Origin of the sequence: Algoriphagus sp. NF (genome assembly GCF_028823735.1) — a bacterium.
Classification (GTDB): domain Bacteria; phylum Bacteroidota; class Bacteroidia; order Cytophagales; family Cyclobacteriaceae; genus Algoriphagus; species Algoriphagus marincola.
This window is the reverse complement of record NZ_JAPEIB010000002.1, coordinates 116,084-132,848: the sequence shown is the minus strand read 5'-3', so window position 1 is coordinate 132,848 and position 16,765 is coordinate 116,084. Positions and strand designations below refer to the sequence as shown.

14 protein-coding genes are annotated in these 16,765 nt (G+C 41.4%); all 14 read right to left on the bottom strand.

Annotated features, from left to right (window positions below; translation table 11 throughout):
- Position 1 precedes the first annotated feature (1 nt).
- Positions 2 to 916: an alpha/beta hydrolase gene (locus OU792_RS01515; protein WP_134202170.1), complete on the bottom strand. Its 915-nt coding sequence runs from the start codon at positions 914 to 916 to the stop codon at positions 2 to 4.
- Between the two features lie 7 nt (positions 917 to 923).
- Positions 924 to 1,271 carry an L-rhamnose mutarotase gene (locus tag OU792_RS01510; protein ID WP_134202171.1) on the bottom strand — a complete coding sequence of 116 codons (348 nt, stop codon included), beginning with the start codon at positions 1,269 to 1,271 and terminating at the stop codon, positions 924 to 926.
- Between the two features lie 3 nt (positions 1,272 to 1,274).
- Positions 1,275 to 2,588 carry an L-fucose:H+ symporter permease gene (gene fucP / locus OU792_RS01505; RefSeq protein ID WP_134202172.1) on the bottom strand — a complete coding sequence of 438 codons (1,314 nt, stop codon included), beginning with the start codon at positions 2,586 to 2,588 and terminating at the stop codon, positions 1,275 to 1,277.
- Complete coding sequence (locus OU792_RS01500; protein WP_134202173.1) at positions 2,585 to 3,352, bottom strand: SDR family oxidoreductase; 768 nt, start codon at positions 3,350 to 3,352, stop codon at positions 2,585 to 2,587. The genes fucP and OU792_RS01500 overlap by 4 nt, the downstream gene beginning before the upstream one ends.
- A 1-nt stretch (position 3,353) precedes the next feature.
- The gene (locus OU792_RS01495; RefSeq protein ID WP_134202174.1) at positions 3,354 to 4,184 is read right to left on the bottom strand and encodes an amidohydrolase family protein; all 831 of its coding nucleotides are present in this window, start codon (positions 4,182 to 4,184) and stop codon (positions 3,354 to 3,356) included.
- On the bottom strand, positions 4,181 to 5,044 hold the full coding sequence (locus tag OU792_RS01490) for a fumarylacetoacetate hydrolase family protein (protein ID WP_274669284.1): 864 nt from the start codon (positions 5,042 to 5,044) through the stop codon (positions 4,181 to 4,183). The genes OU792_RS01495 and OU792_RS01490 overlap by 4 nt, the downstream gene beginning before the upstream one ends.
- 34 nt (positions 5,045 to 5,078) lie before the next feature.
- Positions 5,079 to 5,837: an SDR family NAD(P)-dependent oxidoreductase gene (locus OU792_RS01485; RefSeq protein ID WP_026944699.1), complete on the bottom strand. Its 759-nt coding sequence runs from the start codon at positions 5,835 to 5,837 to the stop codon at positions 5,079 to 5,081.
- Positions 5,838 to 5,882: 45 nt separating this feature from the next.
- Positions 5,883 to 6,902, bottom strand: a complete 1,020-nt coding sequence (locus OU792_RS01480; RefSeq protein ID WP_274669283.1) for a response regulator — start codon at positions 6,900 to 6,902, stop codon at positions 5,883 to 5,885.
- 1 nt (position 6,903) lies between these two features.
- Positions 6,904 to 7,329, bottom strand: coding sequence for a response regulator (locus tag OU792_RS01475; RefSeq protein WP_274669282.1), 426 nt, complete (start codon positions 7,327 to 7,329; stop codon positions 6,904 to 6,906).
- A 92-nt stretch (positions 7,330 to 7,421) separates the two neighbouring features.
- Positions 7,422 to 9,806 (bottom strand): PAS domain-containing protein, encoded by a 2,385-nt coding sequence (locus OU792_RS01470; protein ID WP_274669281.1) that lies wholly within the window; start codon positions 9,804 to 9,806, stop codon positions 7,422 to 7,424.
- Positions 9,799 to 13,737 (bottom strand): PAS domain-containing protein, encoded by a 3,939-nt coding sequence (locus OU792_RS01465; RefSeq protein WP_274669280.1) that lies wholly within the window; start codon positions 13,735 to 13,737, stop codon positions 9,799 to 9,801. Before OU792_RS01465 ends, OU792_RS01470 begins: the two co-directional genes overlap by 8 nt.
- Before the next feature lie 31 nt (positions 13,738 to 13,768).
- On the bottom strand, positions 13,769 to 14,845 hold the full coding sequence (locus OU792_RS01460; protein WP_274669279.1) for a Gfo/Idh/MocA family protein: 1,077 nt from the start codon (positions 14,843 to 14,845) through the stop codon (positions 13,769 to 13,771).
- Positions 14,846 to 15,022: 177 nt separating this feature from the next.
- Entirely contained in the window at positions 15,023 to 15,598 is a 576-nt protein-coding gene (locus OU792_RS01455) for a peptidylprolyl isomerase (RefSeq protein ID WP_026944705.1), read from the bottom strand.
- Between the two features lie 11 nt (positions 15,599 to 15,609).
- On the bottom strand, positions 15,610 to 16,758 hold the full coding sequence (locus OU792_RS01450) for a 1-acyl-sn-glycerol-3-phosphate acyltransferase (RefSeq protein ID WP_274669278.1): 1,149 nt from the start codon (positions 16,756 to 16,758) through the stop codon (positions 15,610 to 15,612).
- Positions 16,759 to 16,765 lie beyond the last annotated feature (7 nt).

Sequence of the window (16,765 nt, the reverse complement as noted above, 5' to 3'; positions counted from 1 at the left end):
TTCATTTCAAATTATTGATCCAGTCTAAAAGAACTTCCCGCCAGTTTGCTACTGCGCCTCTTCCCATACCAAAAGCAAATCCATGACCGCCCTTTGGATAGATATGCAAGGAGGCTTCTACACCAGCAGCATGAAGCGCTTGGTAGTAGAGGGTGCTATTTTCCAGCGGAACTGCTTGATCATCCTGTGCGTGGATTAAAAAGGTAGGCGGGGTGTTTTCGTCAACATTCAACTCATTTGAAAAACGCGTGACAAGATCAGGATCAGGATTTTCTCCCAAAAGGTTCCTTTTGGAACCGCCATGGGTAAATCGATCATTGAAAGTGATGACCGGGTATACCAATATGGAAAAGTCAGGTCTGGCGGATAATTGATCGATTTCATCCATTTCTCTGTCGATTGAATGATCAAATTGAGTGCTTAATGTGGAGGCCAAGTGACCTCCCGCCGAGAAACCCATGATCCCGATTTGATTCGGATCTATGTTCCATTCTTCAGCCTGGTGTCTAACTAGTCTCAAAGCCCGCTGTGCGTCTAGCAGCGGTACTTCTTTGGGATTGGTCAAGGACTTAGAGATGGGAAGTCTATACTTGACGACTATTCCGGCAATTCCCTGAGAGTTGAGCCATTTGGCGAAATCTGTACCTTCCCAATCATAAGCAAGAATCCCATAGCCTCCTCCAGGAAAGATCAAAACAGCTTTCCCAGTGGCAATTTGTTTATTGGGAAGATATACTTCAATGGTTGGGGTTTGTACATTGGATATCCGAAGAATTCCTTCCTGAATCGCCTCTTCTTTGAGATCCATTTCTTTTTGTAGAGGAGGAGTTCCTTCCCATAGAGGCATGAGGTGGTTTTGTGCCAAAGAAATATTACCAAAAATCAGGAGTGTTAGGAGTATTCCAATTCGTTTCATAGGAAAGTTATTTATTTTCTACTGCTCTAAAATCAAAAACCTTTTTCATCAAGGCCCATCGCCAGTTAGGAGGCGTTCCGGGTAGGTTGCTTTGAAATTGTCCGACAAAAGCTTCCCATTCCTGCACCTTTGGATTGGCATTATCCAGCGCTGCTTTTTTTTCGAAAGTGAATTCATCATCGGCCTTCAAGATCATGGTCAGACGATTTTTCCATCGATAAATGGACATCTCTAGGATTCCTGCTTGTCGAATGCTTTCTAAAATAGGTTCAGCTACAGCTTGATGGCATGCATCGTATGCTTCAATTGCCTCAGGCTCATCCTTCAGGTCGCAGATCAAAACGAATGTTTGCATGGTTTAAGTTTTGGAAATAGAGTTCACACGGACTGCAAAAAACCAAACTATTAAAAAGCACATAAATGGAAGAATGAATGAAAAATTGACTTCGGATACACCCAGAATCTTGATGTCAGAATAGCCACTACCACCCAAGTCCAAAATCATACCTTGCAAAGTCGGCATGATCGCACCTCCTACGATGGCCATGACCAGAAATGCTGCTGCGAATTTGGAGTCCTCTCCCAAACCTTCCAGAGCAATGCCATAGATAGTAGGAAACATCAAAGACATGGCAAAACTGATGGCGACCAGGCTATAAAGCCCGAGCATGTCAGGAAGGAAAATCGCTCCGAGTGTAAATAGCATAGCCATCAGGGCGAAAACGCTCAGTAGCTTTGAACTTGAAATGTACCTGAGCAATACTGTGCATACCCAGCGACCCAAAAGAAAGACGATCAAAGCTGCATATCCGAAATTGACGGCAGAGGCATTATCGATACCCAAGGCTTCGGCATATTGATAGATGTAGGTCCAGACCATGATTTGTGCACCGACGTAGAACATTTGGGCTAGGGTGCCTTCTACGAAATTCCGTTTTGAAAAAAGTCTTCTCATGGTAGGCCAAAAGTCAATTCTACCCTTATTGTCCTTGTTTTCCGGCATTTTCACCAAGGCAATCAGAATCAAAATCCCCAAAACCACCAAGCCCAGCATGACATAAGGGTTGCGAATGACCATCAGATCATTGGTTCGGATCACAGCCTTTGCTGACTCTTCGAGGGTACTGTAAATGATCATTCCATCCGCATCCGTTTCATTAGATTGAAGGGAGTTGAGTATGAATTGCTTTGCTACGAAAAGCCCTGCTAAAGCTCCCATGGGGTTGAAAGCTTGGGCTAGGTTTAGTCGTTGGGTTGCAGTTTGCTCCGGACCCATGGAAAGGATATAGGGATTGGCCGTAGTCTCTAAAAAAGCCAGCCCAAAAGTCAGGATATAGAGAGAGGCCAAAAAGAAGCCATAACTTTCCCAGGAAGCTGCGGGATAAAACAGTAGCGCTCCAAAGGCATACAAGCCGAGACCCAAAAGGACTCCGGTCTTATAGGAATATTTTTTGATGAAAAAGGCTGCAGGAAGAGCCATGGTGAAGTAGCCCCCATAAAAAGCCAATTGCACCCAAGAAGCTTGGACATTATTTAGCTCCAATACTCGTTTGAAAGCTGCAACCATCGGGTTTGTGATATCATTGGCAAATCCCCACAATGCAAAAAGCGAGGTGATGAGCACAAAAGGGAGAAGTAGGCTTTTGGGTACTATGGGTGGTTTTTCGCTCATAAGGCTCGGTCAAGATGTGTGTATCCGCCATCTACATAGATATGCTGACCAGTCGTATGAGCGGACTTTTCTGAGAGTAGAAAGAGAACAGTCGAAGCAATCTCCTCAGGAGTTGTCATACGCTTTCCCAATGGAATTCGATTGCTGATTTCCTGGAGCTTACTATCTGGATCGGGGAAAGAGCTAAGCCATTTTTCGTACAAAGGCGTCATCACTTCGGCAGGAATGACGGCATTGACTCGGATTTGATAGGGTAGGAGCTCGACGGCCCATTCCCGGGTGAGAGCAAGTTGCGCTCCTTTTGCAGCCACATATCCAGAAGTCCCACCCTGGCCAGTAATGGCAGTTTTTGAGGAAATGTTGACGATGCTACCTTTGGACTTTTTTAGAAAAGGAACTGAAAAATGAACCAGGTCATAGTAATGCTGAAGGTTTTTTGAAACTGACTTGGCAAAGGCCTCTGGGCTTCCATTTTCAAGGCCCACGCCATCATTGGCTCCCGCATTATTTACGATTCCATGTATGCTCCCAAATTTTTCGATGGTCAATTCGACGGCCTTTTTTGAATCTTCGGGTTGCTCCAGTCGAATGGGTATGTGAAGTCCTTTTCCATTCGCAAGCATAAGAATTTCTTCCCCTTCAGATGAAGGGTCAATTATGACAGGAATTCCTCCTTCTTCGATGAGACCTTTTGAGATGGCGGCCCCGATTCCCTTGGCCCCACCTGAAATGAGTATGACTTTATCTTTGAGCAGCAGATCCATCTTATTTTTCAAGTTTGTAAAACTTCGCAGCTGTTTTGCCCATTATCCATGATTTTTCTTCAGGAGAAAGGCTGTCGGTGAAACTTTCCACTGCTTGGAGGATTTTCTCATAGCTTCCAGCCAACTGAGATACTGGCCAATCACTCCCAAACATCAGGCGCTTTGGACCGAATAATTCCAAAGCAATCTCGATGTAAGGCATAAGGGTTTCTTCTGACCAATTATTCCAATCCGCCTCAGTGGCAAGACCCGAAACCTTTGCATATACAAACTCCCGCTCGGCTATCGGTTGAAGGTTTTTCTTCCACTCTTTCCATTCCCCGTCTTTGATAAGAGGCTTAGCTAAATGATCTATTACCAAAGCATGCTCCTCACATTTTGTCACCAATTCTAGAACAGCAGACAAATGCCAAGGATATACCAGGATGTCGTAAGTGTATCCCTTTACTCGTAGGGATTTGAGTCCACGGAGGAAATTTTCCCGAAGCATGTATTGTGGAGGCTTGGCTTGAAGAATTTCACGAAAGCCCTTCAACTTCTTGTTTCCATGATATTGCTCAAGGACTTGGCTGAGTCTGCTCGAGCCAATATCTGTCCAGCCTACTACACCTTTGATCCAGTTGTTTTGATCGGCTAGATCGAGCAGATAATCGGTCTCTCTAAGACTTTCCTCGGCTTGCACCGCGACACAGCCATCAAACCCAAACTCCTCCAAGTATGGCTGCAGATCTCCGGGCTTAAAATCCCTTCGAATGCTTTTCATACTATCGTCTATCCAATCTTGTCGGGCAGGATCATATTCCCAAAAGTGCTGATGAGCGTCGATTCTCATGCCTCCGGGTCATTCATGGCGACTTGTCGGGAGTTTCCAAGACCATCTATGCCCAATTCCACTACATCTCCATGCTCCAAGTATCTGGGATTAGGTTTCAGCCCCATACCAACACCTGCTGGAGTACCTGTGGAAATCACATCCCCAGGAAGTAGGGTCATGTATTGACTTAGGTGAGCGATGATTGTCGGAATGTCAAAAATAAAATCAGAGGTATTGCTGTCCTGTACGATTTTTCCATTCAGCTTAAGCCAAAGTCTCAACTTGTGAGGATTTGAAATTTCATCCTTTGTAACCATGTAGGGTCCAAGAGGTGCAAAATGGTCTGCGCTTTTTCCTTTGACCCACTGCCCTCCATGCCTAAGCTGAAAATCACGCTCGCTTACATCATTGTGCGTGGCATAGCCCGCCACATAATCCATGGCATTTTCGATCGAGACATACTTGGCTCTTTTCCCAATAATGACCGCTAATTCTACTTCCCAGTCAGTCTGGGTTGAGTTTTTTGGGATGAAAATGGGATCATAGGGGCCACAAAGGGAAGAAGTGGCTTTCATAAAAATGATGGGTACCTCTGGTACCGGCATTCCGGCTTCTTCGGCATGCATTCGATAGTTGAGACCTATGCAAATGATTTTGGATGGCCGGGCGATAGGTGAGCCAAGTCTTGCGTTTTTCGGGATTTCGGAAAGTTTATTTTGGTTTTCACGGAGCCAAAGCCGAAGCCGGTGCAAACCTTCATTTTCAAAAAAACTTTCATTCCAATCTTCTCCAAAGGAAGAGCAATCTAAATTTTTGCCGTCTGCTGTCTGTATTCCGGGTTTTTCTTGGCCGATTGGTCCAAATCGAAGCAATTTCATATTACTGAGTATTTTTGATTTTGGTTAAGCCAAGTTACATTTTTAGATTCAAGAAGCCACCGTCAATATTATAATTGGCACCAGTCACAAAGCCACCGGCGTCAGAGCTGATAAAGTAGGCTAATTCGGCGATTTCTTCAGGGCTGGCCATTCTCCCAATGGGTTGGGTAGCGGCAAGCTTATCAAACATTTCTTTTTCCTGGCCAGGGTAGTTTTTTTCTAAAAAGTCATCCACAAAAGGAGTGTGCACTCTTCCAGGAGATATACAGTTGCAACGGATTCCTTTATCCACATAATCTCTCGCTATGCTCAGGGTCATGGAAAGTGCTGCACCTTTTGTCATGCTGTAGGCAAAGCGGTCTGGTATCCCAATGGTTGCGGCTACGGAGCATAGATTTAGAATAGATCCACCACCATCTTCGAGCAGCTTTGGAAGGGCTGCTTTGGTACAAACAAACATCCCTTTTACGTTGATTTGAAATAATCTTTCAAAGTCTTCCATAGATGTATTCTCCACCTTACCAATATGGGAAACTCCCGCATTGTTGATCAAAACGTCTAGCTTTCCAATGTGGCGCTTGACATGGTGACTGACGGCATCAAAATCCGTCACATCTGCATGCCAAAAATTAACCTGATGACCACGTTCCATTTCCTCATGCATCACGCGTTCGCCTTCGGGGATATTATTATCGATGAAATAGACGATGCTTCCCGATTCAGCAAATTTACGAACCATAGCTAAGCCAATTCCGCTTGCTCCTCCGGTGATGAGGATATGTTTGTCTTTCATTATTATGGGTTTTAGGTCTTTTGATTTGCGACTTAACGAGAGTTATCAATTTTCTGATTTATCAGATAGAATTGATTCGGATTTTTTGCTGATATCTCGGATGATTAGGTCTAGTTCTTCCGCGGAGTTTTTGATATAATTGATCAATTCTAGATTTTCTTCGGAGGTTTCACTGTCTTTGAGATCCAGTAGATTAATCAGTCCCATAAGTCTAGAAAGAGGGGCTCTGACCACATGGGATTGAATCCAGGCGATCTCTCTGAAAGTTTTATTCTGTTCCTCTATCGTAGCGATATGCCTGATTTGATCTGTGATATCGTTCACCACTACAATCTTCGCTTCGACTCCATTGTATTCTATTGGAGCGGATTCAAATTGAACATCGATTTTTTGGCCAGACTTGGTATAGTGTATTTCCCTATTGAAATAAATCTCATGTTTTAGGGGGGAATCGACGGTTTGATTCACATTGGTTCTGGGAATATTTTTGCAGATGATATCTGAAAGTTTCATTTGTAAAAACTCTGCCTTTGAGAATCCATATTTTTTGACAGCGGCATCATTTACATCCAGGAATTGAAGCGTTTTTTGTTCAAAAACCCACATGGGGGAGGGGTTCAGATGAAAGAGTTCACTGTACCTTCTTTGGGAATCTTGCAATTCTTCGATATACCGGTTTCGCTCAATAGCGTATATGAGGCTTTTGTAAAGAAAAGCAGAGTTCAGCTCGTCTTTTAAGAGGTAATCAGAAATTCCCAGCGCCAAGGAACGAATGCTAAATTCCAGATCCGAAAAACCAGTTAAAGCGACGATTGGAATCCCTTCGGATAGTTTTAAAATATCCTTAATAAGATCTTCACCGGCATGATCAGGAAGAGAAAGGTCTAGGAAGATTAGGTCAAAATTCTTTTTGGTAATAAGTTCTTGTTTTGCAGAAGCAAATGAATCTGCATGTACTACTTCTGCATCTAAGATATACTCAGAAAGGTATTCTTCGATAAGCACAAAATCCCCTAAATTGTCTTCGACGATTAAAAAATTATAGTGTTTGTTGTCTTTTCGCATCTTAGTGGGAAGTTGGAAGTTTGACTAAATTAAACCAAAATTCTTCGATTTTTGAAGTTACTCTAAGAAAATCATTTACATCTACTGGTTTGGTGATGTAGCAATTTGCATAGTTGCTGTAGGCATCTTGTATATCATTTTCCGAACTGGAGGTCGTCAAAACTATAATTGGGATTTTTTTAAGTTCTGGATCGCTTTTTATTTCCGTCAATACCTCATGACCATTCATCTTGGGAAGATTGATATCTAAAAGCATTAAGTCCGGGAGCTGATTTGGTTGGGATACTTTCAGTTCCCTTAAGTAAGAGATGGCTGCTTCACCGTCTTTTTTTATAGTGACCTCATTGGGTAATTGTGAATCCATAAGAGCTTCCATTGTGAGAACAATATCCCCTTCGTTATCCTCTACCAGTAAGATTTTTGCCATCCTCTTGCTCATAACTTTGATTTACTATTACTGAATCAGAATCCGGTAATGGGCTTAAGCTTTTTATACTAATTTTTATTGCTCTATGAGATTTAGGTCTTTTCAATCGTGAAAAAGAACTTTGTTCCAACTCCAATTTCGGATTCTACCCATATCTCCCCACCATGTTGGTTTACAATTTTTTTACAAATCGCTAATCCCATACCGCTTCCCTCATACTTTTCCTTGGAATGAAGTCGAATCATAACTTCAAAGATTTTGTCTTGTTCTTTTTCCTCTATGCCTATTCCATTGTCTTCAACTATAAATTGCCAAAAATTTTCCAATTCAACACATTTTATCGAAATAATTGGCGTGCTATTTTCTTTGGCAAATTTTAAGGAATTGGTAATCAGATTATGGAATAGCTGTTGGATAGGCACCCTTATCGCTTGGATAATTGGCAAGTTTTCAGCTTTTATTTGAGCTCCTTTCGCTTCAATACTCTGCTTGTTGATATCAATAATCGATTCAATGGTTTTATTTGTATCAACTGATTCTTTGTTTTTCGAATCGAACCCTATTCGTGAATATTCCAAAAGATCTTCAATAAGCAGGCTTAATCGCTTTGCGCCTCCTACAGCAAAATCAATGTATTGATTCCCTTTTTCATCCAGTTTCTCTGCATATTTTTTTTGTAGAAGCGATAGGAATGAACTGATCATTCGGAGTGGTTCACGCATATCATGTGATGCTACAGAAGCAAAGGCTTTCAATTCCGAATTAGTGGATTGAAGCTGTTTATTTAATCTCTCTAATGCCTCCTCTTTGGCTTTTTTCTCTGAAATATCGATCTGTGTACCAAACATCCACAAGGGGCTTCCATCATCTGCCTTACTCATCACTCTACCTCTCCCTAAGACCCATACCCAATGACCCTCTTTATGCCTTAGTCTTATCTCAGTTTGGTAGAAAGAAGCTTTACCTGAAAAGTGATCTTCAAGATCTTTCTGAGCTACTGGAAGGTCTTCAGGGTGTAAAAGGCTTTCCCAAGTTTTGATACTGATTGGTTCAAGTTCATGTAGTTTATAGCCTAGAATCCGGGCCCACTCCTCATTAAAAATGGTTTCTCCGGTTTGTACATTCCACTCCCATATTCCAGCTTCTGTTCCCTCGATCACTCTGATGAGTCTTTCTTTCTCGCTGGCAAGGGCAAGCTCCGCTATTTTTCGTTCGGTGATCTCTTGAATTGCCCCGATCATTCTTATAGCCTTTCCCTCTTGGTCACGAAGAATATATCCACTATCAACGATGTAATGGTAATTCCCTGCCTTATCTTTTACTCTGAATTCAGCTTTCCAATAGTTTGAATCACTTTCTAAAGTGTCTTTAAGATTTTTTTGAATGTATGGCCGGTCCTCGGGATGAATTAGGTTACTCCAAAAATTGACATCCTTTTTTTGCTCCTCAGGATTAAAGCCAAAATGTTGCTCAAAATTTTTACTTCTAAGTACATTGCTAGATGCAAAGTCCCAATCCCAAATCACATCAGAAGTGGCCCTAGTGGCATATTCATAGCGTTCGGTAGCGGCTAACAATTCGCGCGATTGTTCTTCTATCTTTTTGGATAAAAGTGCTGGTTGTCGCACAAAACTATAGGCCAAGAATCCAAGTAATCCTGCGGAAATTATTCGTAGTAAAACCACGGGTATTTGGTTCAGGACACTAATTCCCTCCCTTTGTGCCACTGTAACCTCCCAATTGGCACTTGGGAGTATTTTTGATTTTGATATTCCAGTTACAGATGGAGAATGTGCCAAGGATTGAAAGAAAACAGAATCGGCACTTCTATTATCAGGGTTGATTTTCTTTATCTGAACAAATGCGTTTGGAATATTTAAAGATTGGAAAGTGGAATCAAACAGGGTGTTTAAATAAATAATTGCAGTAGCAAAGCCCTGAAATCTATCGCTTTCATTAGAAAAAATGGGAAGTCTTCCGACTATTCCCAACCCACCTTGCTTGAGATTGATAGGCCCCGCGAAGTACACGCTCCTTCTTTCTATTGCTTCAATTGCTTCAATTCTTTGTTTTTCATCCTTAAGAATATCATAACCAATGACCACTTCATTTCCCTTGAGGGGATAGGTTGCGACGATTTTACCACTATCCAAAACCTGTACTACACTGACTGATGGATGACTTTCTAAAATCGCTTCGCCTGTAGGTTCAAAATTATTTTCGATTTCATAGTATTTACTGAAATGTGCCAGGGATTTGATAGCTCCTGTTGCATCTGTAAGCGAAGCTTGGATTTGATTACTTAGTCTGTTTAATTCTGAGCTTATTTGTTGTTCGGTATTTGCAACTCTGAGCTGATACTCCGTATAAGTGATGTAGCTTGAGATCATCAAAAAAAGTATGCAGATTAATACCCCAACCGTCTTTGGGTGGTTATAAACCATCTGCAATATTTTTTCCTGAGGATGTTTACTCATTTTGAGGTTTTTGAAGGGTGAAATGGAATGTAGAACCTTCTCCAAGGGTGGATTCTACCCATATTTTTCCTCCATGGATTTCGGTTATTTTTTTACAAATCGATAAGCCAATTCCAGAACCGGGGTAATGTTCTCTACCATGGAGTCGCTGGAAAATAATGAAAATTTTATCAAGGTATTTTGGATCGATTCCTATTCCATTGTCTTTAAGCTTGAAGTGCCAGTAGTTTTCTTCCTCTTCAGCAGAGATATCGATAATAGGCTTTACTCCGTCTTTTTTGTACTTAATCGAATTCGATATCAAATTATTGAATAATTGGATCAGGCCGCTTTCTTGAGCAAAAACTGACGGCAAGCTATTTATCTTAATTTTTGCGCCCGATTCACTTATGAGTTTTTTATTCAAAAGCAGCACTTCTTTTATGATTTGAGGCATTTGGATCCACATTTTGGATTCTGTAGCTTCCTTGAGTCTGGAGAAATCCAGCAAATCCAATATAATGCTTCGCATGCGTTTGGCTCCATCTACAGCAAAGGAGATGTATTGTTTGCCTTTTTCATCAAGAATGTCATCATACTTCTTTTCAATCAAACCTAGGAAGCTGGAAATCATTCTTAACGGCTCCTGCAAATCATGAGAAGCGACATAGGCGAACTGCTCCAGTTCTCTATTAGAATTCTCGAGTTCTCTATTTGAAACCATCAATTGTTGATTGAGTGCTTTCAGGGATTCCTCATATCGCTTTCTATGGCTGATATCTTGGATAGCTCCTACCATTCTCACAGCTTTACCCTTCGAATCTCGGATAATAGTACCCCGGTCTACTACATAAAAAGTTTTATTTTGATTGATAATTCGATATTCAGATTCAAAAATTGTTTTTTCCGGGTCCTGCAGTACCTTCTTCAGGGTTTCTTTCACACTGATAACGTCTTCCGGATGAATGGATTCTAGCCATCTATTATGATTATCCTGAAGGCCGGCCACATCCTGGCCCAGCAACTTATTAAAGCCTATTCCCCAGTAATGCTCTCCCGTTTGGATATTCCAATCCCAAATAGCATCATGTGAAGTATTGGAGATAATGGTAAATCGTTCGTTGAATTCAGCGATTTCCTCTTCGGCCTTTTTGCGGTCGGTAATGTTCCTGACAAATATGGAAAGCCCAACAGCTCTAGGATAAACGGAGATTTCCAACCATGATTTTGTGAAGGGGTCCTCGATTTCTAATTCTTGCTGAGACTTGCTTGACATCGCATACTTTAACAGCTTTGCAAAGTCAGGGTGAATTGCTTCCTCAAAGACTTCCCATATAGTTTTATTTAAGACAACTTCTCTTTTCAGTCCAGTAAGTTGCTCAGCCTGATAGTTCCAATAGGTAAAGCGATATTTGTCATCTAATGAATAAAAGGCCTCTCCGATACTTTCAAGAATATTGCTATTGTTTTCTAAGGCCTCAGCAAGCTGGTTCATCGTTTCTTGCTTTTCAATAGCTACTATTAGGTTATTAATGATGGATTGTATGAAATTCTTTTCTTCATCAGTCCACTCTCGCTCTTCGAAACAGCACTCAAAGCCAACATGTCCAAAATATCCACCATTTACATAAAGCGACCCATTAAGCATAGATAGGATTTTTTGAGCTTCCATGATTTGTCTGGTGTGGCCGCTAGCGTCGCTCAATAAAACTGTAAATGGTTTTTTGACTGAAGCATCCTGGATGAGTAAGGGATGCTCATCGATGGGAATAGTATGATATTTTGGATTTTGGATTTCTTCTTTGACTTTTCCATTGGTCCATTCATAATCAAACCTTACATAATCCCGTCCATTTTTATCTTCAATTTTTCGAAATAAGTAAGCTCTATCTGCATGAATAGTTTCTCCCATGATTCTCAGCACATCATCCATGATGGTCTCCCAATTGTCTGCAGAAAGAAAGATTTGGGCACATTCAGCCGATTTTTGGATAAAGAGCGTTTTTTGGGCAATGGAGGCTTCGCGTTCCTTTTCCTTGGTGATGTCTTGAAGAGCCCCTACAATTCGGATAGGCTTGCCAGACTTGTCCCGCTGTATAGAAGTTTGTTCTTTTACAAATGCATAAGTTCCATCAGCTTTCTTAAAACGATAAGAGCCTTTCCATTTTTTTGCATTTGGGTCTTTTCGCGCTCTCTGTATGTCTTCAAAAATTTGAGGTAAATCATCAGGATGTACGCAACTCTCCCAAAAGCCCTCCGGTACGTATTGCATTTCTTCAGGATAGCCAAAGAGGTGGTGGTATCCTTTTCCCCAAAAGATTTTTTTTCCTAAAATATTCCAGTCAAAAATAGCATCTGTGATCGCCTCCGTAGCTAAATGAAAACGTTCATTGCTTTTTTTCAATGTCTGCTCAGCCCAATACCTGTCTGTCTCATCCCATACGGTCGATATCATTAAATCTTGATCCAAAATTGCAATGTTTTTCGCTGACACTACTCTTTGTTTCCCATCCTGAGTGGTGATGAATACGTCCTGCCACTGCATTCTGCTAGGATCCCCTGACTGCATATCCGACATGATTTGCTGAGAAATCTTCGCCCGGTATTCGGGATCGGGATAGGCTGATTTGAAAAAAGATTCTACGTCCTTGATAGTTGATTTTGGCCAGCCGTAAATTTCCGAGAAGGCATTGTTCATAAAAGTGGCTTTGCCGCTGCTGATTTCGTTCACAGCTACTCCTATGGATATATTTTCGAGGGCAGATTCAATGAAGTGATTCCTTGATTTTAGCTCGTTTTCTATCAGTTTTTCTTCTGTGATATCCTGAGCAGTTCCTCTAAGAACTCGGTGACCGGAGTCTGGATTGATATAAGGACTTGCTCTTTCCCTGACATATTTTACTCGGCCATCTTCCATTATTATTCTATGGACGCAATCCATGCTGCCAGATTCTGAAAGTGTCTGTTCCAGGGCTTCCAAAAACTCGTCTCTATCATCGGGATGGATGGAGTTTTTGAAAAAATTGAAGTCCGGCTCGAAATCGGTTGATAGTTCCCAAATCCGATATATTTCGTCAGACCAAAAGAGTTTTTCGCTCTTTACCTCAAGATCCCAATACCCAAGCTTTGCGATTTTTTGGGCTCTGTTGAGCCTTTCAAGAAGTCCCTTAGTTTCTTTCTCCAGTTCAATTTTTTCGTTGATATTCCGAGCACTTATAAAAAGAGCCTGGTATTCTGGATCTGTAGTGATAGACCACTCTAGATTGACAAGACCTCCATTTTTATGGATGTATCGATTTTTGAAGTTTGAAACAATTTCTCCTGCTCGTACTTTTCGGGCAGCTTGCATGGTCTCGGGGAGGTCTTCGGGAAAGACCAGATCTTTGAGGTATTTGCCAATCAACTCATCTGGATGATATCCTAAATTTTGATAAGATGATTCGGATATATTTTGAATGATTCCATCCCAATTTATTTCAATCAATAGGTCTTTGGAGTTTTTAAAGAAGCTTTGTAGCTCTCTTTTTTTTCGCTCTGCTTTTTTCTGAAGGAGTTTTTCAGTACTAATGTCCTTTACTATTCCGTAGACCTTTATAGGAAGTCCCTTCTCATTTTTTTCTATATGACTTTCGGAAACTATGTGTCTGATTTCTCCATCTGGCCTTATAATTCGTTTCTCAATTTTAAAGCTTTGCCCTGCTTCAATAGCGTTTTGATAGGCTTTCTTTGACTTTTCCCGATCTTCCGGATGAATACATGAGAGTCTTAGACTTTCACTAGGAAGATCTTTTTCAGGATCAAGTCCAAAAATCTCAAAAAACTGATCCGACCAATAGTAATCTCCTGTGAGCAGATTCTTCTCCCAAAAACCCATATTGGCTGATTTCTCAAGCTTTCTTATCAAACCGATAAGAGATGATTCAGATATATTTTTATTCTCTTTTTCAGCCATTGTTTAGAAGTTTAAGAGAGAAAAAATCACGCTACTTCAACGTAATTATTTTCCCTGTTTTGACAGCTTCGTCACATGCGAAGGCTATTTTCAAGCTGTTTAAGGCATCATCAAGATGATCGGTCAAGTCTATATTTTCTTTGATTGCCTTTAGGAAATAGGCCTGTTCCCTGTCGCAAAGTTCTTGATGTCCAGGCTCATCTTTCATGTCAATCCATTCATCCGCTTTGGTGAAGTGATTTCTGGAGTCTATCTCTGCGTGATGTACACGGATGGATTCTGTTTTGGTATGGGAGTCTACGTCGTCGGATTTTCCCGATCCTCCCGCATCTTTTGCCACAATCGATACAGCGCCCTTTGGACCAAAGACATCCTTGATGAAGAATGCTGTCTCGGAGACCATTGGTCCCCATCCGGCCTCATACCAGCCCACAGAACCATCCTCAAATCGAATCTGAAGTTGACCATAATTGTAATTGTCTGGAGCGATGTCTTCAGTCAACCGTGCTCCGATAGCTGATACAGTTACCGGCTTGGAACGGGTCATTTGACACATGACATCGATGTAATGTACCCCACAATCGACTATTGGGCTTAGGCTTTTCATCAAACTGCGATGTACATCCCACATGACTCCATGACTTTGCTGATTGAGGTTCATTCGCATGACTAGTGGTTTGCCTAGCTTCTGAGCCTCATCGATGAAGCGGATCCAAGATGGATGATGACGGAGTATGTAGCCTACCACCACCTTTTTATTGGACTCTTTAGCTTTTTGAATGATCCTTTCGCTGCCTGCAATAGTATCGGCAAGTGGTTTTTCGATAAAAATGTGACAGCCCTGCTCGAGAGACTTGATGGCAATTTCTTCATGCGTATCCGGATAGGTCGAGATACAGACAGCATCAGGTTTTGTTTCTGTCAATGCTTTCTGATAGTCATCAAAAAGGGGGTAGTTGCCAATCAATTTTTGATTTAGTTTTTCTTTACTACTACCTCGGGATACTAATCCGCAGATTTCAAATTCTGACATTTTATCATAGGCGGCGGCATGTGACGCCCCCATATTTCCACATCCAATTACTAAAATTTTTAGGGGGGAATTCATGGTTTTAGGTTTATATGCTAGTTGATCCAATAAAAACTGACATCCTGATGGCTCAAGATGATTGACGTGAGTCATCCTAAGAGCTAACTCTATGATTTAAGTTTAAAAAGAATTTTCCTCAAAATCAGACTTATTTGCTTTTAATTATAATTAAAGCAATAAGTTGGAGACTAAGCCTCACTGAGTGTCTAGGATTTTTCTAAGTTGGCGTGGAGGGATTTCAATGATATTTACATCCAAAGTAATAGCCTCGGTCGGCTGATCATTTTCGTCCCGAGACACACGGACAATTTTTTCCACGATGTCCATGCCTTGAATGACCCTTCCGAATACCGTATAATCCCCATCTAAACGATGTAATCCTTCCTTATTTTCAACAATGTAGAATTGGCATCGGGCCGAAAGCTTATCTGGATTATTATCTCTTCCGGCTCCAACAGCACCGTAGACATGGGTAAGGGAAGGATCAAACTCCGGTTCTAAGAGGTATTCCGGGTCATTGAATCCTTCTGGAGTATCTGGACATCCACCCTGAGCGACAAAATCTGGAATCACCCGATTAAAGGTCAATGAATCCCAATATCCTGCTTCTGCCAGCTCGATAAAACTTTCGCGATGCCGAGGGGTGCGCTCATCCAACATGATCAAGATTTCACCGAGAGGTGTGATTATTTGCGCTACCTCTATATTCTTTTGGTTTACAGGGTAAGCAAACATCGACTGTAGGAAAATCAGGATTGGGATGATCGACATAGTTGTATTCGTTAGGAACCTGGGCTGGATGTTGTGCTCAATTGCTTCTTGTTACTCACGGGGTTGGCATACATGGCCAAATAGTTATGTACTTCTTCTGGGTTTTTAGAATCAATTTTTTCTTCGATTCGGTTCTCAAAGGCCTCTTTCTCTTCCCTATTGTATTCTTGAGCAAATTCATTTTTTTGATGTAGCATATCGTGCGCTATGAAATTGCTTGGCCAAAGTCTATAGCCGTCCCATATTTTTTGATCAATGATAGTAGCCAAGTCGCTAAGCTTGTCACTGAGCGTGCCATCTTTTTGGTCGATTTCATCAATTTCCTTATCCAATACTCCATTGATGGATAGATGGATGCGCTTTTTGGTACCGATAATGCCCCTCATGAGATTTAAAAAATCTTCATTTTCGCTTTTAATGTATTTTTCATCACGAGCCTTAGCTATCAGTTGTGGGATTTTAAGTTTGTCTGTCGGGTCATATTCATAAGAGATGGAAACAGGGACCACTTTTATTTTTTTGAAATATTGGAAAGCATCTGCATCCTTCTCAGCCAAAGTCAACATGCGGAGGACTCCTTTTTGAGTGACATCATTTCCGTCTTTTGTTCTTCCTTCTCGCTGAGCGATCCATACGGATCTGTTCTCGTGAAGAAGTGAATTGGAAATGTATTCCGAAGCGATCTGTGAGCTTTCCAGTAGCTCCCTTCCTTTGAGTCCTCTTCGAATGGCAAAATTTCTATTGAGTCTTGAAAGGGTCTTCAAAAAAGGCTTTTTGATCAGGTTGTCTCCAATAGCCGAAGTGGTCATGACGAGCCCCTTTTCATAGAGACAGGCATTCAATAAGGAGGTGTCAAGGATAATATCACGATGATTTGAGATAAAGAGGTAGGCGGTATTGGGTTCTAATATTTCAAACCCAGAGGTGCTTAGTCCATCAGAACTCCTTTCCAACACTTTCATCAGCCCGGGATAAATAAAATTGATCTGAAAGTCTCTCAGGGAATGTGTGCGCTTCATTAACTCTTTCCATTGTCCAGTTTTGTCCTCCGGAAAAGAAAACTCCATCATGGCTATCAGCATGGGGTTGTTGACAATTTCCAAAATAGCAGCATTTGCCTCGGCGTCGTAAAAAGGTCTTATCTGATCAAATTTTGTCATGAATCAA